Genomic DNA, 21,191 nt, shown 5'->3' on the forward strand with positions numbered 1-21,191 from the left:
TATATTTGTTCGAAAAGCAAAAAAAAGTAGATATATAATGAATAAACTTTCAGACAGAGTAAATAGATTGGGTTACTCACAAACCTTCGTAATGTCTAACAAAGCAAGAGAAATGAAAGCTAAAGGCATCAATGTAATTAGTTTAACATTGGGTGAACCAGATTTCGATGTTCCTGATAATATTAAACAGGCTGCTTTTGATGCCATTAACGAAAACTACAGTCACTACTCTCCTGTTCCCGGATTTTTAGAACTTCGCGAAGCGATAGTTAACAAGCTTAAAAGAGACAATAACTTAGAATACAAGCCATCTCAAATTTGTGTTGCGAACGGTGCTAAGCAATCTATTATTAATGTTTTGGCAGCGCTTGTGAATGACGGTGACGAAGTTATTCTTCCAAATCCTTATTGGGTAAGCTATGACGAAATGGTGAAAATGATGGGTGGAAATTCTGTCATGCTTCCAACTTCTTATGTTACAGATTTTAAAGTAACGGCAGAGCAACTGGAAGAAGTGATTACTGATAAAACTAAGGCAATCCTTTTCAGTTCTCCATGTAACCCTTCTGGTGGTTATTATACCTATGACGAATTAAAATCGATCGCAAAAGTTGTTGCTAAATATCCTCACGTTACTATTATCTCAGACGAGATCTACGAATATATCAATTACGAAACAAAAACGACTTCTATTGCACAGTTTCCGGAAGTGTATGAACAAACCGCTGTAATCAACGGAATGTCTAAAGCATTTGCGATGACAGGCTGGAGAATCGGTTATTCTGCTTGTCCGGAATGGTTAGCGAAAGCTTGTGAAAAAGTTCAGGGACAGATGACGAGCGGTGCCAATACTGTTGCTCAAAGAGCTTCTATCGTCGCTTTAAATACAGATCCTTCAGAGTATAAATACATGATTGATGCCTTCAAAGTAAGAAGAGATCTTGTGTATGATTTGATGAAAGAAATCCCAGGATTTAAAGTTCTTTTACCAAAAGCAGCGTTCTATTTCTTCCCGGATATTTCTCATTACATCGGAAAAACGTTGGATGGAGTTGAAATTAAAGATTCTGATGATTTCGCCATGTTCCTTCTAGAGCACGCTCACGTTGGTTGCGTAGGTGGTGTTTCTTTTGGTAGCCCGGAATGTATCAGATTCTCTTATGCCGCTTCAGAAGAGGAATTGAGAGAAGCGATGAGAAGAATTAAAGAGTTGTTGGATAAATTTAACTAAACAATAATTAAAACTCAACAGTAATTAAACAATGAACTTTTTAAAGAAACTCACCATTGCCACAAGCATCGCTGCAGCAAGCTATTGCGGGTATGCTTACGGGCAGGACTTCCAGTGGAAAGAAGCACAATCTAACGGTTATACTTATAAATACGTAACCAACGACCCTACTTCAGCGAGATATTATACCCTGAAAAATGGTTTAACGGTTATTTTAAGTCCGACAAAAAAAGAGCCTAGGATTCAGACTTTTATTGCTACAAAAGCAGGAAGCAAGACCGATCCGTCAGATCACACCGGTTTGGCGCATTATCTTGAACACATGCTTTTTAAGGGAACTGATAAATTTGGTTCTAAAGACTGGGCTAAAGAAAAACCTCTTTTAGATAAAATCGATGGTCTTTACGAGAAATATAATTCTACAAAAGACGAAGCGAAAAGAAAAGAGATTTATAAGGAAATCGATAAAGTTTCAGGAGAAGCTGCAAAATATGCCATCGCCAATGAGTACGACAAAATGTTGACAGGAATGGGCGCAGATGGTACGAATGCATTCACTTCTTTTGAGCAGACGGTTTATACAGAAGATATTCCTGCGAATGCAACGGATAAATTTCTAACCGTTCAGGCAGAACGTTTCAGACAACCTATTTTAAGGCTTTTCCATACCGAATTAGAAGCTGTTTATGAAGAAAAAAACAGAGGTTTGGATGACGACAGAAGAAAAGTAATCGAATCGATGTTTGAAGCGATTTTCCCAAATAATAATTATGGAAAACAAACCACGATCGGAACGATTGAACATTTGAAAAACCCTTCTCTAAAAGCGATCAGAGAATATTTCAATAACTATTATGTTCCCAACAATATGGGAATTATCATGTCGGGAGATTTCAATCCTGATGAGATGATTGCAAAAATCGACAAGTCTTTCTCTTATATGAAAAACAAGGCCATTCCTGAATATAAAGTTGGTCAGGAAAGTGCAATTACATCGCCTGTTACAAGAGAAGTTTTTGGCCCGAATCCGGATAATATAATGCTTGGATTCAGGTTTCCCGGAGCTACAACAAAAGATGCAAGATTGCTGAATTTTGTAGGAAGTATGCTGACAAACGGACAAGCCGGTTTAATTGATCTTGATCTTGTTAAGAAGCAAAAATTACTAGGAGCTTATGCTTTTCCTTATGTTTTAAAAGATTATTCGGTTCTTTTGGTTCAGGGAAATCCTACGGAAGGACAATCTTTGGATGAAGTAAAAACTTTATTGCTTCAGGAAATTGATAAATTAAGAAAAGGTGAATTTTCTGATGATCTTATTCAGTCGATTGTAAACAACGAGAAGAAAAATGTAATTCAGAAGTATGAAAAATATACTTCGAGAGCAGAATCTTTGATGGATGAATTTACGTCTGAAGTAGATCACAAAACTCAGCTGGAATATATTGAGGAAATCTCGAAACTTACGAAAAAAGACATCATGGATTTCGCTACAAAATATCTTAAGGATAATAATTATGTAGCGGTTTACAAGAGAAAAGGTGAAGATAAAAACATTGCAAAGGTTGATAAACCAACGATTACGCCGGTTTCTGTGAACAGAGACGATCAGTCGACTTTCCTGAAAAAAGTGGAAGCAATGCCGGAAGCTACAATTTCTCCGGTTTGGCTGAATTTTGATAAAGATATTGCTAAAAATAAATTATCCGGTGTAGATGTACTTTCTGTAAAAAATACAGATAATGCGCTATTCAGATTATATTATCATTTCGATTCAGGAAAATGGAATAATAAAATTCTTCCTTTAGCTGCAGAATATTTAGAATATTTAGGAACAAAAAATAAATCTTCAGAAGACATCAGTAAAGAATTTTACAAATTGGCTTCAAGCTTTAATGTAAGTGCCGGGAACGAAGAAACGTATGTAACTTTAGAAGGTTTAAATGAAAATTTTGATAAAACCGCCGCTTTATTTGAAGATTTAATTAAAAATTGTCAGCCGGATCAACAGGCATTAGATTCTTATAAAGCAAGACTGAAGAAATCAAGAGCAAATGCTAAACAGAATAAATCAACTATAATGAGTGGCTTAAGAAGCTATGCTCAGTATGGTGCTCAAAATCCGTTTAATAATGTGTTAAGCGATGCTGAATTAGACGCGTTGAAAGCAGAAGATTTAATTAATGTACTTCATGATTTATTTAATTTTAAACATAAAGTACTTTATTACGGTCCAAAATCCGGAAATGAAGTTACGGCTTCTTTAACGCCGATTCATAAAGTATCCAACTCGTTGAAAGAAATGCCGAAGTCTAAAACTTTTGCACAAGTTCCCACGGATAAGAACAAGGTTTTGTTTGCGCATTATGACATGGTTCAGGCTGAAATTTTCTGGATCAGAAATGCAGATCAGTACAATGCTGCGATCACTCCGACGGTAAGTTTATTTAATAATTATTTCGGCGGTGGCATGGGATCTATTGTATTCCAGACGATTAGAGAATCTAAGGCATTGGCTTATTCTACGTATTCTTATTTCTCTTTACCTTCAAAAAAAGATGATAAAGATATGATTATGGCGTATGTAGGAACTCAGGCAGATAAATTCAGTGAGTCTACAACGGCAATGAACGAGCTTTTAACCAATCTTCCAAAATCTGAGCAACTTTTCGAAACGGCAAAAAGTGGTTTAAAGAAATCAATTGCTGCGGAAAGAATTACTCAGGACGGAATTATTTTCTCTTATCTGAAAGCTCAAAAGCTTGGAAATAATTTTGATATCAGAAAAAACACCTACGAGCAGGCTCCGAAATTAACGTTTGCAGACATCAACAGCTTCCATGATAAAGAGATGAAAGGTAAAAATTTCACATATTGTCTTGTAGCATCACAAGATAAAGTACAAGAAGCCGATATGCAGAAGCTTGGAGAAGTAAAAAAACTAAACTTAACCGAAATATTCGGATATTAAGATACATAATTTAAAGACTGTCCTAAAAAGACAGTCTTTTTTATGCATAAAATTATTGTTAAATAGATTTTAATCACTAAATTTAGAATTAATTAAAACTATTTACATTATGAAAAACTTAAAGAAGTTAACGAGAAAAGAATTAAAAGTATTTCAAGGAGGAACAAGATATGCTTGTTTCTGTGGTAACGGAAAAACAGTAACCATTGTATCAGATAGTCTTCAGGGCGCTATAGATTCTATAAGCAGCGAATGTGGCAATTCAAATGGAAGCTGTGCCACAGTTCCGAATACAGATATTAATTAATTCATTTAAAAATAATAAAAGAAGACCTAAGTTAACGCTTAGGTTTTCTTTTTGGATATCATAGATATAAACTTAAATCAGAAAAGAAAATTCACTAATTAATATAATGAAAAACACGATTTTAAGGACATTTTATTCTATTTTACATCAAAAACAATTATAGATTTTATTTATCAATATTGATTTGTTCGATAGATGAAATGTCTTTATATTTGTACCAGAAAATTTAAATATAAAAACGAGAAAATTATGTCTTTAGTAGGAAAAAAATTCCCGAATGTAACGGTAGACGCAATGTCTGAAATGGGTGACGATCTAAGAATCAACATCTTTGAAGAAGCAACAGCAAACCAACAAAAAGTTATTTTGTTCTGGTATCCAAAAGATTTCACTTTCGTATGCCCGACTGAGCTTCACGCTTTCCAGGAGGCTTTAGGTGAATTCGAAAAAAGAAACACTAAAGTAATCGGTGCTTCTTGCGATACCAACGAAGTACACTTTGCGTGGTTGAACGTTTCAAAAGATAACGGAGGTATTGAAGGGGTTACTTACCCACTTTTAGCTGATACACACAGACAATTGGCTAACCTTTTAGGAATTGTAGATCAGGATTTCGAATACAATGAAGAAGGTGAAGAAGTTTTCACTGGTTCTAACGTAACGTACAGAGCAACTTATTTGATCGACGAAACTGGAAAAATCTTCCATGAGTCTGTAAACGATATGCCTCTAGGAAGAAACGTAAAAGAATATTTAAGACTAATCGACGCTTATACTCACGTACAAAAGCATGGTGAAGTTTGCCCTGCAAACTGGGAAGAAGGTAAAGAAGCTATGAAAGCTGACAGAACTTCTACTGCTGAGTATTTAGCAAAAAATTAATACCTTAATTTTTAATATAACAATGTAGCAATTTAATAGTTTAACAATTTTAAAAGTGATTTTCTTATTGTTAGATTGGTAAATTATTAGATTGCTACATTGTTTATTTTTTATTCTAAAAAATAAACTTATGTATACAGAATTAACAGAAGATACCCTTCAAAATATAGTAAGCGATAACGAAAAAGTAGTTGTACAATATGGTGCTACATGGTGCGGAAACTGCAGAATCATGAAGCCTAAATTCAAAAAATTAGCATCTGAAAATGATAGCATTCCTTTCCTTTATGTAGATGCAGAAAAATTACCGGAAAGCAGAAAATTGGCTAAAGTGGATAACTTACCTACTTTTGCGATCTTCAAAAATGGTGAATTGGTGAATCAGGTGCAGTCTAATCAGGCGGAAAGTTTAATTAATTTATTTAACGAATTATAAGATGAAGTTACCCGTAATCAGACAATTTTTCCAGAATCAGACTCCTGAAAATCTTGAAAAGACGTTAGAAGTTTTAGAAAGCTTTACAGAGTTCAGAGGAACAACAGAAGAAGATATGAACGTTGCAGGAGAGTTAATTACAAACATCTGCGGAGCTTTGGAAGTTCACGCCAACGTACAAAACGGAATGAGCGAAAAGGATGCTTTAAACTCATTTGCTCAAAAGGTTCTTGGATCGATTGATAAATAATATTTAAACACTAATTCCACGAATATTTTTCACAAATATTTAGATTAAAAATCGAGTCATTTGTGATTGATTTAGTACTATTTGTGTTTAAACTACCAAAAATAAAATCCCGATGAAAAGACATCAGGATTTTTTGGGTTTATAAAAATGAAGGATAAAATTCTTCATTAATAAAATTAGCTTCTTCTGCTCATTAAAATTCTTAAAATATACCAGAAGAGCAACATAATAGAAGCAAAAAGCTGTAAAGAAGCACCAACATATTGATCTGTTGTGTAAGCATCTTTCAGTTTACTTGTTTGATATAAAATGGTTGCAGAGGCTAAAATCACCATTCCTACAGAGAACCAAAGTCCAAGGTTGAATCCGAAAATCATTCCTCCTACAATTAATCCCAGAGCAATAAATCCTCCAATTACAATAATGTTTCTGAGGAAAGAAAAATCTCTTTTAGAAGTAAAAGCAACTACAGAAATCCCAGCAAACATCGCAATCGTTAACATTGCAGCCTGATAAATCACTACTCCACCAGCTTGAAAAACAGCAATGTAAATTAGTGGAAGGAAAATAATAGCTTCAATGAAAACATAGGCTCCTAACCCTAAATACTGAGTCGATCTGCTTTGTGATAAAGACCATTTATTTGCCAGAATAGATGCCAGCCAAAAAGCACCAATGATTAGTAACCACGTGTATTTCTGAGTAAACATCAATCCTATAATTTCTGGTGGTACGATGTTTATTAAAACGGTTTCCACGGCAATAAATGCAAGAATTGCTAAAGCAACATGCAAATAGGTTTTCTTGTAAAAATCCGCCTTTTCTACATCTTTGGCGTGCGCGACCAAAACATTTGTCATCATAGTTTTATTGTTTTTAATTATTTTACTTTATTCGTTTTTGCAGGTTTTATTCCTAATATTTTTCCGTTTTCTTCAAAAACTGCGGTAACAATTTCACTCGGCGTTTCCGCTTTATCATCAGCATATTTATACTGAATCATCGGATAGCTGCTTCCGTCTTTTAAAATCTTATAACCTGATTTATAAATTTCCAGTTTTTTATTAAATTTAATATCTGCTGAAAGTTTTTTATACACATTATCCGTTACAACCATTCTTGCTTTTTCCGACAACAAAGCATCGGAAGTTTTTCGGTCGGAAGCTTTCAAAGCAGTAATAAATTTTGAAAAATTAGCATCAAAAGAAGTGATTTTCTCTTTGCTTAATGCATCAAATTTCATTTCTTTAGTTTCTCCGCTTTCAATTTTAATGCTTTTCACGGTTTGCGAGAAAGCCAATTCCGCAATGAAAACGCTTAGAATTAGAAATAATTTTTTCATATGATTTTGGTGATTTGGTGAAATATTTTGTTGAAGATACAAAGAATTAAATTATTTCTAAAAATTTCATGGTATCAACATTATCAGCGTAAGTATCCAATCCTGGGTTTTGTGCTTCACCTAATTCAATAGACTCTAAGCCTAATTCATTTTTAGCCACGACACATTGAATATTTTCTTCATTTTCGGCAAGAAAGTTTTTCATTTCATCCAAAGAAGAATATCTGCTGAAATTAATTACCGAAAGCGGACTGAACAATTTATCATCTTCCTTCAGCATCACAAAATTATTATCCCAGAATTTTTCCTGGTTCAAAAGATAAACCGCTCTGTTATAATCATAATTGTTAGCATATTTATTATGATTGATGATTTCCTGAAAATCTAAAAAGTTTTCAAACAACCTGTCAATCACAAAATCCTGAGGAATAAACAATCTGGTTACGTTTCTACAACCTAAACCATAATATTGGAAAATATCTTTCGCTAATAATCTTAACTCATCATCAGATTCATCACCTTTTAAAACAGCAACAGAAGTTCTATTTTTTCTAATGATATTCAAACGGTCTTTAAAATAATATTCAAGGTAACGTGCTGTATTATTGCTTCCTGTAGCAATTACGGCATCAAAGTTTTCCAGTTTTTCAACAAATTCAAACTCAACGCTTCCTTCAGAAAATTCGTTCCATTTTCTTAATAAAAATGGAATCATATAGCGATCTTTTGAGGATAATTTAATAACAGGAATATGATTGCTCAACACCACAGAAATAACATCATGAAGACCAACCAACGGGATATTTCCCGCTAAAATAAGTCCTACTCTTTTAGAAATTTTCGATATTGAGTAATTCGAAATCCAGTTTTTAATATTTTCTTCCGTTAAAAGATCTGCCCATTGCTGTAAGGCAAACTTTTGACTTTCAATAGTAAACCATTGATTTTCTACTTTAGATTTCTGTAAAAGCAGTTCAAAATCAGCATCATTTTCGTTATAATCGGCCTCATTTTTCGCTAAAAAGTCTTTAATATAATGGCTAAGCCTTGTAAGTCCTAAAACTTGATTTTCAATATTCATAATTACTTTTAAATTGGGGAATATTTTGTAATTTTGTGCAAATTTAAAAAAAATTAGCGATGGCTATTAAAATAACTGATGAATGCATTAATTGCGGAGCCTGTGAACCGGAATGCCCAAACAATGCAATTTATGAAGGAGCGGTAGATTGGAAAGCTTCAGAGGGTACCGAACTTTCAGGTACTGTAACATTGCCTTCAGGCCTTACCGTGGATGCAGATGCGCCACAGGAGCCGGTGAGTGATGATGTTTATTTCATTGTAACAGATAAATGTACGGAGTGTAAAGGCTTCCATGAAGAGCCACAGTGTGCGGCCGTTTGCCCGGTAGACTGCTGTGTTCCGGATGAAGACCATGTAGAATCTGATGAAGCGCTGCTAAATAAAAAAGCGTTTTTACACGGAGAATAAAAAACTGCCGTCTCATACAATTATGAGACGGTTTTTTGTATATAAAAAGTCATAAATTTCAAATAAGAATCTAAAAATGAAGCTGTAAGGGCAAAATGTTTTTACAGAAAATCCAAAAAAATAAAAATATGAGCAAAAAGCACAACTTTAGCGCGGGACCATGTATTTTACCTCAAGAAGTATTCGAAAAATCGGCTGAGGCGATCTTAGATTTTAACGGAATCGGTTTATCTCTTCTTGAAATTTCACACAGAAGTAAGGATTTTGTAGCCGTAATGGACGAAGCACGCGCGATTGTGAAAAGATTGATGAATCTTGGAGATGATTACGAAGTTTTATATTTAGGAGGTGGTGCTAGCTTGCAGTTTGCGATGGTTCCTTACAATTTGATGAAAGTTGGCGGAAAAGCGGCTTATCTAGATACAGGAACTTGGGCTGCCGGAGCGATTAAAGAAGCTAAAAAAGTAGGAACGGTAGATGTTGTAGGTTCTTCAAAAGAAGAAAATTATTCTTTCATTCCAAAAGATTATACGGTAGGTGCAGAATACGATTATTTCCACTGTACTTCAAATAATACAATCTACGGAACTCAAATGAAATCTTTCCCTGAAGTTGATACTTTGATGGTTTGCGATATGAGTTCTGATATTTTCTCAAGACAATTAGATTTCTCTAAATTTGATTTGATCTACGCCGGAGCTCAAAAAAATATGGGGCCTGCTGGAGTAACTTTAGTGGTTATTAAAAAAGAAATTTTAGGAAAAACAGGAAGAAAAAATATGTTCTCAATCTTAGATTATTCTCAGCATATTGCTAAAGAATCTATGTACAATACGCCACCTGTTTTCCCTGTTTATGCGTCTTTATTGACTTTACAGCATTTAGAAAACAACGGAGGAATTGCTGCTGCCGAAGCTAGAAACGAAGCAAAAGCAAAACTTTTATATGATGAGATCGACAGCAATCCTTTATTCGAAACGTTCTGTGTGGAAGAAGATCGTTCTTTAATGAATGTTTCTTTCAAACTGACTGACGAAAGCAAAAAAGAAGCCTTCGACAATACGTGGAAAGCAGCTAATATAAGCGGTTTGAACGGTCACAGAAGTTTAGGAGGATACAGAGCCAGCTTGTATAATGCATTACCAATCGAAAGCGTACAGGTTTTGGTAGATGTAATGAAATCACTTAAATAATTAAACATTTAATATTCATATACTTAAAGATTATTGGGTGTTATTTTAAAATTTCTTAATTTGCGCAACTGTTTAATTTTTTAAAATAACCCAATCTTTAAAAATTTAAATTAAATAAAAGTACCATGAGAGTTTTAGCTAACGACGGAATTTCGAAAGCAGGAGAACAGGCATTGAGAGATGCGGGAATTGAAGTGTTGGACAACAGAGTTGCTCAGGATCACGTAATCAATTTCATCAACGAAAACAATGTAGATGTTCTTTTGGTAAGAAGTGCTACGAAAGTAAAGCAAAACCTGATTGATGCCTGCCCCAACCTGAAGATTATCGGAAGAGGCGGCATCGGAATGGATAATATAGATGTTGAACATGCTATTGAAAAAGGTAAATATGTGATCAATACGCCGACTGCTTCCTCAAAATCGGTTGCAGAATTGGTTTTCGGGCATTTCTTTTCTCTGGCTAGATTTCTTCACGAATCAAACAGATTAATGCCTTTGGAAGGGGAAACCCATTTCAATGCCATGAAGAAATCGTTCAGCAATGCTTATGAACTTTCAGGGAAAACCTTAGGAGTTATTGGCTTTGGGAGTATCGGGCAGGAAGTAATAAAGATAGGAATTTCTTTGGGTATGAAGGTAAAAGTTTTAAGCAGAAAACCCAGAACAGAAGTTCTTACATTGAGTTTCTTCGACGGACAGTCGGTGAATTTTGAAATCACTTCTACCAACGATACAGATGCATTTTTGAAAGATGCAGATTTCATAAGCATTAATACTCCTCAGACGAATGAGTATGTAATAGACACGCCTCAGTTTGAAAAAATGAAAGACGGAGTCTACATAGTAAATACTGCAAGAGGCGGTGTGATGAACGAAGTTGCTCTGATTGATTTTATTGAGTCAGGAAAAGTGGCAGGAGCCGCTCTGGATGTTTTTGAAAACGAGCCGAATCCGGAGCTTCCATTGCTAATGAACCCTGCGCTGTCACTTTCTCCGCACATTGGAGGAAATACAGTAGATGCTCAGGAAAAAATCGGAGTTGAACTTGCAGAACAAATTATTAAGTTAAAAGAAACTATAAACTAAAATATGCCTGTTTTTAAACCTTTTCGTGGAATAAGACCTCATAAAGATCATGAGAGCACCTTCCCTACTCACCCTTTGGATAATTTTACCCAAGAGCAGATAGCGGAAAAAGCTCAAGTGGAAAATACTTACATTAATATGATAAAGCCTTATGTTGTAAGTAAATCTAAAGATATTGATAGGAATTTAAGAAAAATCCGTTCTACATTTGAAGAATTAATGGAAGAGAAAAAGCTCGTCCAGGACAGTTCTGCTTACTATCTCTATGAGCAAATATACCCGAATAAACAGGTTTTCAGAGGCCTTTTAGGATTAGCAAGCATTGAAGATTTCTGGAACGGGAAAATCAAGAGACACGAAAGCACTATTCCTCAAAGAAAGGAAAAGCTGGCGCATTATCTTGAGAAAGTAAACCTTCAGGCAGATCCTGTATTGCTTACCTACCCTTCCAATTCAAAGATTGAATTGCTGATGAACCATGAGGAGAAAAATGTTCCTATTTTCAATCATGTAGACAGCATCGGAATCAGACATAAAATCTGGAGAATTGATAACCGTCTGAAACTTCAGCAGTTTAAAGAAGTTATTGATCAGATCGATTCTTTCTACATTGCCGACGGACACCACAGAATTGGTTCTACGGCATTGAATGCCAAACATCAGAAAGACAAAAATAAGCGACATAACGGAACCGAGCTTTACAACTTTGTATACAGTTTCATCGTTTCCAACCAATCGATAAAAATTCATGATTATAACAGAATTGTAAGTGATATCAACGGGTTGTCGACGGAAGAATTTTTGAAGGAATTGGAACAGTATTTCCTTATTCACGAAAAAGATCAGACCCCTTATTATCCATCTCAGAAGTTTCACATTTCAATGTATCTGGATGGCAAATTCTATTCGCTTCACGTGAAGCACGACCTTCGTTCTGCTGAAATGTCTTTGGATAATGTAGATCATCATCTTTTGGATAAATATATCTTTAAGAATATTTTGAAAATTGAAAATTCCGACAGTTCAGACAAAATTTCTTATGTAAAAGGAACTTCAAATATTGAAGGAATTAACCTTTTGAAAGAAAAAATAGATGCAGGTGAAGGAAAAGTAGGATTCGGAGTTTTTCCGGTAAGTTTTAACGATATGATTAAAATTTCAGATCTAAAACTAAGCATGCCTCCAAAATGCACATTCATTGAGCCTAAATTGGTTACAGCATTGTTAATGTACGATATGAAACCTTAAAATATTCCTTTATTTTCGCTATTTTTATCAGCGGAAAAAGAAAAGGTTATAAAAAATGAAAAAAGTCTTCATTATAATTCCACTCTTTTTGGGTGGAATTTTATTTTCTCAAAAAAAACCTCAGAAAAAAAATCCTATCAAAAAAACAACCGTTGTAAAATTCAACTATCACGATGAGTTTAAAAAGATCTCAGATGAGATTATGACCAACGGAATGGCATACGATAATCTTGGAGAACTCACAAAAGGTGTGGGATCACGTTTCAGTGGAACTCCCGGGTATGAAAAAGCGGCGCAATGGGCTGAAAAAAAGCTGAAAGATATTGGCATTGAAATGATTTGGAGACAAGAAGCCAGAGTTCCTGTTTGGGTACGGGGACGAGAATCTCTGCAGATAAAAGCCGCCAATGGAGACTGGAAAAATATAAAGATGCTCTCTTTCGGAAACTCTGAAGGAACCAGCGGAAAAGATCTTATCGGAGAAATCATTCTCATTAATTCAACTGCTGAGCTTAATGCACTATCGATTGGAAAGTTGAAAGATAAAATTGTTTTCGTGAATGTTCCGATGGATCCGAAAATCATTAATACGAGTGACTCTTATTTAAGTACGGCAAAATCAAAATTAATTTCAGCTTCTGTTATTGCTAAAACAGGTGCAAAAGCTTTAATCATAAGATCATTAACGACAGCAAATGATGATACACCTCATGCTAAAATGATCTATTATGAGGCTGATGATAAAGTGAAAATTCCGGCATTATCTATTGGTGTTCGTTCAGCCGATGAACTTGAAAATTTATTAAAAAAGCAAAAAGTAACGGCTAAGATCAATATGTCTGCCGAATCCAAAGGTGAAACCACAAACCCGAATATCATCGCTGAAATTGGCGGTAAAAAAGATTCTAAAGTTATTGTTTTAGGCGCTCAGCTTGATTCCTGGGATTTTGCTGAAGGCGCACATGATGACGGAACCGGGGTTGCCCAATGCATTGAAGTTTTAAGAACATTAAAAGCGTTAGGTTATGAAAATAATCATACAATACGAGTGGTTTTGTATGCTAATAGTGAAAATGGCGGACAAGGAAGGGAGACCTACGCGGCTTATGTAAAAAAGAAAGAAGAAAAACACGTTTTTGCTTTAGGAACTGATGCCGGAGGATATTCTCCAAGAGGATTTTCTTTAGATATGTCGCCACAAAGAAGAAGACAGGTTTTTGAATGGAAAAATTATTTCCTTCCGTATGGGGTTTATGATTTTGACCAGACCGATGCCATTCAGGATATTTCCCCGTTGAAAAAACTGGATATTCCGTTGGCAGAACTGGTGGTAGATACCCAACGATATTTTGATTATCACCATTCCGAACAGGATACTTTTGATAAAGTAAATAAAAGAGAGCTCCTTCTGGGAGCGATTGCCCTTACACAAATGATTCTTATGATTGATAAAAATTGGTAAAATGAAAAAGATATTAGAAACTTCATTATTGCTTCTCAGCTTAGCCGTTTTCGGGCAGGCGAAAGAAGATTCAATACAGTTCAGCAAAATTTCAATTGAAATATTAAATAAAGGAAAAGCATACACCGAGTTAAGAGATTTAACGAAAAACATTGGTCACCGCTTAAGCGGTTCCGCGGCTTATGAAAAATCGGTGCAATGGGCAGCGCAAAAACTTCGTGATGCAGGGGCAGACAAAGTTTGGCTTCAGGAAGTAATGGTTCCGGTTTGGGAAAGAGGAAAAGAATCTTTACAGATAAAAAGCGCCAATGGAAAATGGAAAAGTCTGAAAATGCTTTCCTTAGGAAACTCTGAAGGAACGGGCGGCAATGATGTTTCCGGAGAAATCATCATGGTAAAATCTATGGAAGAATATGAAAAACTTTCTGCAGAAAAAGTAAAAGGCAAAATTGTTTTCTTCAACTACCCTTTTAGCCAGTCTTTTGTTCAGACTTTTAACGGTTATGGCGATGCAGCAAAATACAGAGTCAACGCTGCGGCATTAACCGCTAAAAAAGGTGGAAAATTTGCAATCATTCGTTCGCTTTCTTCGGCTTTTGATGATGTGCCTCACACGGGAGCTATGCGTTATGAAGAAAAAGTAGATAAAATTCCTGCTGTTGCCGTCGGAAATACCACTGCTGATGAGTTGGAAAATATGTTACAAAAGCAAACCGTAACCGTGAAGTTAAATTCTAACTGCGGCATGAAGGGCGAGAAACTCTCCCACTCTGTTATTGGTGAGCTGACGGGTAAAAAAGATCAAAGCGTCATCGTTGTTGGTGGACATTTGGATTCTTGGGATGTAGGTGAAGGTGCGCATGATGACGGAGCCGGAATCGTTCAGAGCATTGAGGTTTTAAGAACATTTAAAAACTTAGGTATTCAAAATAATCATACCATACGTGTGGTTTGTTTCGCCAATGAAGAAAATGGCGTGAAAGGTGGTATTGAGTACGGAAAAATAGCCAAAGAAAAAAAGGAAAGACATCTTTTTGCAATAGAATCTGATGCCGGAGGTTTTTCGCCGCGAGGTGTTGCATTAAACATGGAAGATTTAAGAAGAAAAGAAATCCAAAGTTGGAAGCATCTTTTTATACCGTATGGAGCATATGATTTTGATGAAAAATATTCGGGAACAGATATTTATCCTCTTCATGACATGGGTGTTCCGACTGCCGAATTGATGCCTGATTCTCAGCGATATTTTGATATTCACCACACGGAAGAAGATACTTTTGAAAAGGTGAACCGAAGAGAATTATTGCTCGGTGCAACTGTAATGACCCAACTTATTTATATGATAGATAAGAATTGGTAAGCATAAAAAAACCGCCTTTAAAAGGGCGGTTTTTGTTTATCTTTTAAACTTTTTTTATTTTTAAAGGATCATGTTTTCTAATGAAACCCTTCATTTAAAAACTTCTCGATACACTTCGCTTTGCTGCGTTACTCGAAGTGACGGTGTATCATAAACTGAGAATGTATTTACAAATAAAACGTTCGAATGTCATTATGAATAGATGGCAAATCTTTATACGTTTCTGCGTCGTCACTTCGAGTAGATTTTGAAAAAATCGTATCGAGAAGTGGCTTTTCAAAACATACATCGAAGAAGTTTAGTTATTTTAAATAAGGTCTTCTATTCAAAAACTTCTCGATACACTTCGCTTCGCTGCGTTACTCGAAGTGACTGGGGCACAAGTTAATGAAATAACTTACCTGCCTATAAAATAAGCTAAATAACTTGCTCAACATCAATAATAATATTTTATACTTCAAGATTACTATTAAACATTAAAAAGCTCCCTGTAAAAGAGAGCTTAATCCATTTCAAGAGGGAACTTTTATGGTAATAAATTGTATTTTGATAAACTTTTAGTTAGAAAAATAGGTCACATCCAGCGAATTCAAAAATGTTCTGTTATAATTAATAGCCTCCACATTCAATGTATTGACTGTCGGATCAATAAATCTCGTTAAAATAATCACCTTCTGCCCTGCGGTCATATATAGAAGTCCGCTTACGTGCAATGGCATTGGTGTAAGATTATCTACATTATACGTATGCATTGATAAAAATGCAATCGTAGAATTGGCTGCAGTAGTTGGTTTTGCTCCCGTATAAGGTCTTGAAACTCCGAACCTTGCCGTGTTATTGTACGGCCCTCTCGGAACAAGATTTACCTGAAAATTATAATATCCCGTTTTATTGGCTATAAGTTCATTGGTTGTAGTATCATATGACATTATAGATGATTGCAGTTTTACATCATCATACAGTACCTGCCTAATACTTGAAGATAAATCTGGTCCTAAATAAGTTGTATCATTTCCTGTGGCTTTAAAACCCAATATACAGGCAACACTAGGAATACTTAAACCAGCCAAAGAGTTTTGATCTACCATGAGCTCCCATCTGTTATTTGTCGTACTGTATTTATAATAGCTATTGGCAACGACTTGATTAGGAGACGTTCCTGCATTAGCGGTATTATAAATCAATAAACCATTTGCGGGAGAAGGAATTGTAACAATGTCTGTAGCACTAGTAAGAGCTACCTGAGGAAGAAGTAATCCTTTTTTGCCGTTGGCTGGCAAATTAGCTACATTCACATCTAAAATTGCTGAATTGTTAGGATTGTTTGTACCAATACCTACTTGCGCCGAGACAATTGTGCACACGAATATACACGTCGATAATAACATTTTTTTCATTTCAATAAGGTTTTATAAACTGAGGCAAATATAATTAAATATTCATGATTTAATCAATTTTTTAAAAAAAATTAACAATTAAATAACCGATTTTGTGATAATTTTTCAACGCTATTTCATACTCCTAACACTTTGTATCACAGGAAAACTTTATATTTATTTTTATAATATATACATTAACATTTTTTGGCACTTATTAGTTTTTCATATAAAATGTGATCTATAATTATTCAGTTAAATAATTTTTTCTGATTATTTTCAAATCTTGAGTTTTTATTAAAACATTTGTAAGAAATATTGGTTTGTTTCGTCTGAACTTCAGAATACTTCAATCTATTTTAGTTTTTATCGTCTGAGAACAAAACTTGTTTAAACCAATATTGTTTCTGCCCGTCTGAACTTCAGAAAGTCTCAACTTATTTTAGTTTTAGTCGTCTGATTTTCAGAAATGCTCACCAAATAGTAATTCTGCCTGTCTGAAGTTCAGACGAGAATAAAAAATGTTGACTCGTCTGAACCTCAGACGGAAAATTATTTTTTCTTTTATAATATAAACAATATTACTCTTTAAATTTAATTAAGCTAATTAACTCACTCATAATTAACATTAAATACTATACTTTGGCATGATAATGGCTATTTAAAAAGTTTAAAAATTAAAAACACAATAAACTCGATGAAAAAACTCGTATCCTTGGATCTTCCGAGGCTCCATCACGCCGAATTCGGCCAACTCATCGTACGATTTTTTGAAGACTTAGATGGTTCTTCTGTAAATACAGGTACAGACGCGGATTTCAAAAGAATGCTTGATGCAATTCAGGCTCAAATCCCAACATACAATGGTGCTCTCGATCAAATAAGAGCTAATGAAGAATCTGCTAAAATAGCTGAATTAGACGTGATTCGTGATGCCGATCTGCAAGCGCTGAGAGATTCTCTAAAGCCTTACAAGAACGCCAAAACGCAGACTGAAAAAGATGCGTATGTTTCTGTAAAAATCCTTTTGGATCAGTACAAAAAAGTGCAACATGCTTCTTATGAAGAGGAAACCAACCGTGTAAATACACTTGTTGAAAAATTGTTGTCTTCGGATTACAGTTCTCAGGTTTCAGTATTGGGAATCATAAAGTTTGCGAATCATTTGTCTGATTCTAACAACGATTTCAACAGAACATTTGGGATACGATCTTTTCAGCAAGCGAAGAAGACCAATTTTGATGTGAAAGAGCTGAGAAAATTGCTCACTCAAGATTATAAACAAATGGCAAGCTACATCCTGACCTTAGCCAACGTAAAAGATGATACTTTTTACCAAGATGTACTTGCAGCCCTGAATAACGGAAGAACTTACTTCTCCTCTGTTGTTCTCTCCAGACGTACTGGAAATAAAAAAGATGTTTAACAACCAAAAAAGTTTAATTATGATGAAGTATTTTGAAAGATTGAAAACTCAGGAAGTTTCTGCAACAATGACTATTTGGAGCATTGTACTGTTGATTGGCTTTGCGCTTTTCTCGGTATTAATCTATATGTCTAAATTAAATGTAAGCAACTTGATGATATATCTAATCGCCTTCGGGGCATACATTGGCTTCAGCCTTGTATTTATAAGCTCTTTAAGAGAGACCAACCACCCGATGCAAATAAAAAAGAGACTTGACAGACACACATAACTCTTTTATTTAATTTTACTAAAAAACCCGTCCAATTTTTGAACGGGTTTTGATTTTTAATACACTTAAATTAATCAACCGGAGTTGAGAAAAAATAGTTTTCTATCAAATTAACTCCTTTAAATGATGATTGATTGTTAAACGTATAAACACTTCGGCTGATGTTATTGCTATCAGATTGAAGTACAAAATATAACGTTACGTTTGAGTTCGTTAAGTTATTATACACAAACGACTGATTCATTTCAAAATCTCTACCTCGTAATGGTTGAAAGTCTGTGCTTCCTAAAATGGGAGTATCCTGCGGATTTGCATTGTTTGTTCCTACGTTTTTCGTTCCGATATAGGTTCTTACGTATCCTGTATTTGCGCTGTTTAGGATATGTATTTTGGTATAGATCATGTGCGTTCCGGGAGTAATCGTAAGAGTGGCAATTCTGTTCCAATTTGTATTCCCGATTTCTGTATTAGCTGCCCAGGTAAAATTTCCTACGATATTAGTTCCTGTAAATATAGAAAGTTCCTTCCATGTTCCTACTCCATTTGTATCACTGTACAAAACTTTGTTAGCATCTTGATTACCATCTGCAAGCTTAAAGCCATAAACAGGATTTGTAGAAGTTCCTGCTGTTTTAATATCAAGTTTCACAGAAGGTGAATGATGCCCTATCGCCATATCTCCTGCTTTTGTAATAACCACATCATTACTCGGATTGTTATCGGTTGCACTAGCACCTCCATTTACATGAAATAATCCCTGTGGGGAAGCAGTGCTAATACCAACCTGACCATACATCATCATAGCACTTCCTAAAAAGGCTACACCCATAATTTTTTTCATACTTTTTTTGCAAAGGTAGTAAGTTTTTAATTTTTTCGCACCAAAACCACCTTAATCAATAAATTACAGATAATTTTTAAAATAAAAAATTAGTTAATTCGTAAATTTAATTTTTAAAAATTCACACATTATAGAGATTGATATATTTTTATAAATAAATACATTGATTTGACATAATCATTTTATTTAACTAATGTAAGTTTAGATTATTTCAATAACAAAAAAGCTTTTACTGCCAAATAATTTTAAGCGTTTTCTTAAATTTTAAATCTTATCAATAATCTTTTTAGGTAAAATTTTCACTAATTGGGGTTTATATTCTTTTTCAGCAATAATAAATTTCCAAGCTTTTTTATCTTTTGAAATTGCTAAAGCTTTCATATTGGCATTGATGAGATATGAATTTTCGTTTGCTAAATATTTCACATTATTTTTTCCATATTTTGAGATTAAAGCTGTATTTATTTTCTTTTTCATGTCATCATTTAAAGAACTGACATCACATTTTAATTTAAATAGATAATTTGTAATGGAAAAATATTCACCATTAATCAATTCCGGCTTTTCTATATTTCCGAATTGAAGATTTTGTACCTCAATTTTTAAGAACGGATTATTATATGTCATTTCTAAAACCTGAGTCATTTGTTCTTTAGAAATAATAGTAAAATATTTGGGGTAAATACAGTTTACTGCCTGATCTATTTTTTTAGCTTTGATGCTGTTAACGAAATAAGTGAATGATTTTTTTATCGCTGCATCGTCCGGATTTGCTTTTGTTTGAGCAAAAGATATGAATGATAGAAAAATAAATAGAAATAAAAGTGATTTGGTTCTCATGATGATTAAATATAAATTGTAACTAAATCTGTCGCACGGTTCAGACCAATCGTTACAACTCAATCAAACAAAAAAGCCATCCTTTCAGACAGCTTTTCAGTATATTTTTAAGGTTCAATTATTTTACTTTTACAAGCTCAACATCGAAAACTAACCATGCATTTGGCGGAATAACTCCTCCTGCACCTCTTTCTCCATAACCCAATGCTGGCGGAATCAATAAAGTAGCAGTTTCACCTTCTTTCAATAAAATGATACCTTCGTCCCAACCTTTGATTACTCTACCCATCCCAATAGGAATTTCGATAGGCTCATTTCTGTCGAATGAAGAATCAAATTTAGTCCCGTCAACTAACTTACCTGCATAATGTACAGATACGTTATCACCTGCTTTAGGCGCTTTTCCGTCTGTTGTTTTAGTGATTTTGTAGTAAAGACCAGATTCAGTTACCTGCATTCCAGCTTTTAAATCATCAACCATTTTCAACTGATTTGCTTTAAACTCCTCTTCTTTCTTCTTTTTTTCAGCCTCTTCTTTAGCAATAAAAGCTTTGTTATTTTCAGCGATTTTAGCTTTTCCTTCGTTGAAAGTTTTAGCTGCATCGTAGTTTTTGTACTCATCACCTTTGCTGAAAATTCCTACTTTTTCAAGAACGATATCAGTTTTAGGCTTATCCTGCGCACCTTTTTCTACATTTGCAATGGCATCAATTACATCTTCACCTTTTACAACTTTTCCGAAGATCGTGTGTCTTCCGTCTAACCAAGGTGTAGCCACTTCTGTAATGAAAAACTGAGAACCGTTTGTATTTGGACCAGAATTCGCCATAGAAAGAATACCTTTTCCTGTATGTTTAAGGTCGTTTCTTTCATCTTCAAATTTATATCCAGGATCTCCCATTCCTGTTCCCTGAGGATCTCCCCCTTGGATCATGAAATCTTTAATTACTCTGTGGAAAATTGTTCCGTCATAATAAGGAACTCCTTTAGCTTTCGCCTTGTTATCGATTTTACCTTCTGCAAGACCGATAAAGTTTGCTACCGTTACCGGTGCTTTTTTGTCTTCAAACTGTACAATTAAGTTACCTTTTGTAGTTTGGATATTAGCATAAAGTCCGTCTTTAAGCCCTTCGTAAGTTTCTTTGTCTACGTTCATTTTTTTATAAATTGGTGTAC

At 34.6% G+C, this 21,191-nt stretch carries 21 protein-coding genes; 14 read left to right on the forward strand and 7 right to left on the reverse strand.

Translation table 11 applies throughout. The features are described 5' to 3' along the window. Positions 1 to 37: 37 nt before the first annotated feature. From ABEG63_RS09000 to ABEG63_RS09025, 6 genes are all read left to right on the forward strand, one after another. Positions 38 to 1,231 (forward strand): pyridoxal phosphate-dependent aminotransferase, encoded by a 1,194-nt coding sequence (locus tag ABEG63_RS09000; RefSeq protein ID WP_346584235.1) that lies wholly within the window; start codon positions 38 to 40, stop codon positions 1,229 to 1,231. 31 nt (positions 1,232 to 1,262) lie between these two features. Then, positions 1,263 to 4,202: an insulinase family protein gene (locus ABEG63_RS09005; RefSeq protein ID WP_346584236.1), complete on the forward strand. Its 2,940-nt coding sequence runs from the start codon at positions 1,263 to 1,265 to the stop codon at positions 4,200 to 4,202. A gap of 109 nt (positions 4,203 to 4,311) precedes the next feature. Continuing rightward, the gene (locus ABEG63_RS09010; RefSeq protein ID WP_346584237.1) at positions 4,312 to 4,509 is read left to right on the forward strand and encodes a hypothetical protein; all 198 of its coding nucleotides are present in this window, start codon (positions 4,312 to 4,314) and stop codon (positions 4,507 to 4,509) included. 249 nt (positions 4,510 to 4,758) lie between these two features. After that, positions 4,759 to 5,391 carry a peroxiredoxin gene (locus ABEG63_RS09015; protein WP_267403130.1) on the forward strand — a complete coding sequence of 211 codons (633 nt, stop codon included), beginning with the start codon at positions 4,759 to 4,761 and terminating at the stop codon, positions 5,389 to 5,391. A 130-nt stretch (positions 5,392 to 5,521) separates the two neighbouring features. Further along, complete coding sequence (locus ABEG63_RS09020; protein ID WP_047402181.1) at positions 5,522 to 5,827, forward strand: thioredoxin family protein; 306 nt, start codon at positions 5,522 to 5,524, stop codon at positions 5,825 to 5,827. A gap of 1 nt (position 5,828) precedes the next feature. Beyond that, positions 5,829 to 6,077, forward strand: coding sequence for a hypothetical protein (locus ABEG63_RS09025; RefSeq protein ID WP_072959348.1), 249 nt, complete (start codon positions 5,829 to 5,831; stop codon positions 6,075 to 6,077). Positions 6,078 to 6,253: 176 nt separating this feature from the next. Here ABEG63_RS09025 and ABEG63_RS09030 read toward each other — a convergent pair whose 3' ends face one another. The 3 genes from ABEG63_RS09030 to ABEG63_RS09040 are packed head-to-tail and all read right to left on the reverse strand — an operon-like array spanning position 6,254 to position 8,500. Next, positions 6,254 to 6,940, reverse strand: coding sequence for a Bax inhibitor-1 family protein (locus tag ABEG63_RS09030; protein WP_346584238.1), 687 nt, complete (start codon positions 6,938 to 6,940; stop codon positions 6,254 to 6,256). A 17-nt stretch (positions 6,941 to 6,957) separates the two neighbouring features. Continuing rightward, positions 6,958 to 7,419, reverse strand: a complete 462-nt coding sequence (locus ABEG63_RS09035) for a peptidylprolyl isomerase (protein ID WP_346584239.1) — start codon at positions 7,417 to 7,419, stop codon at positions 6,958 to 6,960. Between the two features lie 46 nt (positions 7,420 to 7,465). Then, positions 7,466 to 8,500 carry an acyl-CoA reductase gene (locus ABEG63_RS09040; RefSeq protein ID WP_346584240.1) on the reverse strand — a complete coding sequence of 345 codons (1,035 nt, stop codon included), beginning with the start codon at positions 8,498 to 8,500 and terminating at the stop codon, positions 7,466 to 7,468. 59 nt (positions 8,501 to 8,559) lie between these two features. On the opposite strand from ABEG63_RS09040, the gene ABEG63_RS09045 reads away from it, so the two are divergent. The 6 genes from ABEG63_RS09045 to ABEG63_RS09070 all read left to right on the forward strand — a co-directional run bounded on the left by ABEG63_RS09045 (position 8,560) and on the right by ABEG63_RS09070 (position 15,261). Next, on the forward strand, positions 8,560 to 8,910 hold the full coding sequence (locus ABEG63_RS09045; RefSeq protein ID WP_074228974.1) for a 4Fe-4S dicluster domain-containing protein: 351 nt from the start codon (positions 8,560 to 8,562) through the stop codon (positions 8,908 to 8,910). Between the two features lie 128 nt (positions 8,911 to 9,038). Next, positions 9,039 to 10,103, forward strand: coding sequence for a 3-phosphoserine/phosphohydroxythreonine transaminase (serC, locus tag ABEG63_RS09050; RefSeq protein ID WP_346584241.1), 1,065 nt, complete (start codon positions 9,039 to 9,041; stop codon positions 10,101 to 10,103). Between the two features lie 125 nt (positions 10,104 to 10,228). Beyond that, positions 10,229 to 11,191, forward strand: a complete 963-nt coding sequence (locus tag ABEG63_RS09055; RefSeq protein ID WP_346584242.1) for a D-2-hydroxyacid dehydrogenase — start codon at positions 10,229 to 10,231, stop codon at positions 11,189 to 11,191. Between the two features lie 3 nt (positions 11,192 to 11,194). Then, positions 11,195 to 12,439: a DUF1015 domain-containing protein gene (locus tag ABEG63_RS09060; protein WP_346584243.1), complete on the forward strand. Its 1,245-nt coding sequence runs from the start codon at positions 11,195 to 11,197 to the stop codon at positions 12,437 to 12,439. Positions 12,440 to 12,494: 55 nt separating this feature from the next. Beyond that, on the forward strand, positions 12,495 to 13,901 hold the full coding sequence (locus ABEG63_RS09065) for a M28 family peptidase (protein ID WP_346584244.1): 1,407 nt from the start codon (positions 12,495 to 12,497) through the stop codon (positions 13,899 to 13,901). A gap of 1 nt (position 13,902) precedes the next feature. Next, on the forward strand, positions 13,903 to 15,261 hold the full coding sequence (locus tag ABEG63_RS09070) for a M20/M25/M40 family metallo-hydrolase (RefSeq protein WP_346584245.1): 1,359 nt from the start codon (positions 13,903 to 13,905) through the stop codon (positions 15,259 to 15,261). Between the two features lie 557 nt (positions 15,262 to 15,818). Here the strand turns inward: ABEG63_RS09070 and ABEG63_RS09075 are convergent. Then, positions 15,819 to 16,658, reverse strand: a complete 840-nt coding sequence (locus ABEG63_RS09075) for a hypothetical protein (RefSeq protein ID WP_346584246.1) — start codon at positions 16,656 to 16,658, stop codon at positions 15,819 to 15,821. A gap of 676 nt (positions 16,659 to 17,334) precedes the next feature. Between ABEG63_RS09075 and ABEG63_RS09080 the strand changes: the two genes are divergently transcribed. Both ABEG63_RS09080 and ABEG63_RS09085 read left to right on the forward strand, forming a co-directional pair. Continuing rightward, positions 17,335 to 18,063 carry a DUF6261 family protein gene (locus ABEG63_RS09080; protein ID WP_346584247.1) on the forward strand — a complete coding sequence of 243 codons (729 nt, stop codon included), beginning with the start codon at positions 17,335 to 17,337 and terminating at the stop codon, positions 18,061 to 18,063. Between the two features lie 19 nt (positions 18,064 to 18,082). Next, on the forward strand, positions 18,083 to 18,334 hold the full coding sequence (locus ABEG63_RS09085) for a hypothetical protein (protein ID WP_312395331.1): 252 nt from the start codon (positions 18,083 to 18,085) through the stop codon (positions 18,332 to 18,334). A 70-nt stretch (positions 18,335 to 18,404) separates the two neighbouring features. On the opposite strand, the gene ABEG63_RS09090 is transcribed toward ABEG63_RS09085, so the two are convergent. The 3 genes from ABEG63_RS09090 to ABEG63_RS09100 all read right to left on the reverse strand — a co-directional run bounded on the left by ABEG63_RS09090 (position 18,405) and on the right by ABEG63_RS09100 (position 21,171). Continuing rightward, positions 18,405 to 19,175 (reverse strand): hypothetical protein, encoded by a 771-nt coding sequence (locus ABEG63_RS09090; protein WP_346584248.1) that lies wholly within the window; start codon positions 19,173 to 19,175, stop codon positions 18,405 to 18,407. Between the two features lie 264 nt (positions 19,176 to 19,439). Next, the gene (locus tag ABEG63_RS09095) at positions 19,440 to 20,015 is read right to left on the reverse strand and encodes a hypothetical protein (RefSeq protein WP_346584249.1); all 576 of its coding nucleotides are present in this window, start codon (positions 20,013 to 20,015) and stop codon (positions 19,440 to 19,442) included. A 118-nt stretch (positions 20,016 to 20,133) separates the two neighbouring features. Next, positions 20,134 to 21,171, reverse strand: a complete 1,038-nt coding sequence (locus ABEG63_RS09100) for a peptidylprolyl isomerase (RefSeq protein ID WP_267403257.1) — start codon at positions 21,169 to 21,171, stop codon at positions 20,134 to 20,136. Positions 21,172 to 21,191 lie beyond the last annotated feature (20 nt).

It is taken from the genome of Chryseobacterium sp. C39-AII1, from assembly GCF_039672645.1.
Classification (GTDB): Bacteria; Bacteroidota; Bacteroidia; order Flavobacteriales; family Weeksellaceae; genus Chryseobacterium.

What these genes read in the sequence shown, in the direction of transcription:
- ABEG63_RS09000 (WP_346584235.1), top strand. Translation starts at nt 38, where the DNA reads ATGAATAAACTTTCAGACAGAGTAAATAGATTGGGTTACTCACAAACC.
- ABEG63_RS09005 (WP_346584236.1), top strand. Translation starts at nt 1,263, where the DNA reads ATGAACTTTTTAAAGAAACTCACCATTGCCACAAGCATCGCTGCAGCA.
- ABEG63_RS09010 (WP_346584237.1), top strand. Translation starts at nt 4,312, where the DNA reads ATGAAAAACTTAAAGAAGTTAACGAGAAAAGAATTAAAAGTATTTCAA.
- ABEG63_RS09015 (WP_267403130.1), top strand. Translation starts at nt 4,759, where the DNA reads ATGTCTTTAGTAGGAAAAAAATTCCCGAATGTAACGGTAGACGCAATG.
- ABEG63_RS09020 (WP_047402181.1), top strand. Translation starts at nt 5,522, where the DNA reads ATGTATACAGAATTAACAGAAGATACCCTTCAAAATATAGTAAGCGAT.
- ABEG63_RS09025 (WP_072959348.1), top strand. Translation starts at nt 5,829, where the DNA reads ATGAAGTTACCCGTAATCAGACAATTTTTCCAGAATCAGACTCCTGAA.
- ABEG63_RS09030 (WP_346584238.1), bottom strand. Translation starts at nt 6,940, where the DNA reads ATGATGACAAATGTTTTGGTCGCGCACGCCAAAGATGTAGAAAAGGCG.
- ABEG63_RS09035 (WP_346584239.1), bottom strand. Translation starts at nt 7,419, where the DNA reads ATGAAAAAATTATTTCTAATTCTAAGCGTTTTCATTGCGGAATTGGCT.
- ABEG63_RS09040 (WP_346584240.1), bottom strand. Translation starts at nt 8,500, where the DNA reads ATGAATATTGAAAATCAAGTTTTAGGACTTACAAGGCTTAGCCATTAT.
- ABEG63_RS09045 (WP_074228974.1), top strand. Translation starts at nt 8,560, where the DNA reads ATGGCTATTAAAATAACTGATGAATGCATTAATTGCGGAGCCTGTGAA.
- serC (WP_346584241.1), top strand. Translation starts at nt 9,039, where the DNA reads ATGAGCAAAAAGCACAACTTTAGCGCGGGACCATGTATTTTACCTCAA.
- ABEG63_RS09055 (WP_346584242.1), top strand. Translation starts at nt 10,229, where the DNA reads ATGAGAGTTTTAGCTAACGACGGAATTTCGAAAGCAGGAGAACAGGCA.
- ABEG63_RS09060 (WP_346584243.1), top strand. Translation starts at nt 11,195, where the DNA reads ATGCCTGTTTTTAAACCTTTTCGTGGAATAAGACCTCATAAAGATCAT.
- ABEG63_RS09065 (WP_346584244.1), top strand. Translation starts at nt 12,495, where the DNA reads ATGAAAAAAGTCTTCATTATAATTCCACTCTTTTTGGGTGGAATTTTA.
- ABEG63_RS09070 (WP_346584245.1), top strand. Translation starts at nt 13,903, where the DNA reads ATGAAAAAGATATTAGAAACTTCATTATTGCTTCTCAGCTTAGCCGTT.
- ABEG63_RS09075 (WP_346584246.1), bottom strand. Translation starts at nt 16,658, where the DNA reads ATGAAAAAAATGTTATTATCGACGTGTATATTCGTGTGCACAATTGTC.
- ABEG63_RS09080 (WP_346584247.1), top strand. Translation starts at nt 17,335, where the DNA reads ATGAAAAAACTCGTATCCTTGGATCTTCCGAGGCTCCATCACGCCGAA.
- ABEG63_RS09085 (WP_312395331.1), top strand. Translation starts at nt 18,083, where the DNA reads ATGATGAAGTATTTTGAAAGATTGAAAACTCAGGAAGTTTCTGCAACA.
- ABEG63_RS09090 (WP_346584248.1), bottom strand. Translation starts at nt 19,175, where the DNA reads ATGAAAAAAATTATGGGTGTAGCCTTTTTAGGAAGTGCTATGATGATG.
- ABEG63_RS09095 (WP_346584249.1), bottom strand. Translation starts at nt 20,015, where the DNA reads ATGAGAACCAAATCACTTTTATTTCTATTTATTTTTCTATCATTCATA.
- ABEG63_RS09100 (WP_267403257.1), bottom strand. Translation starts at nt 21,171, where the DNA reads ATGAACGTAGACAAAGAAACTTACGAAGGGCTTAAAGACGGACTTTAT.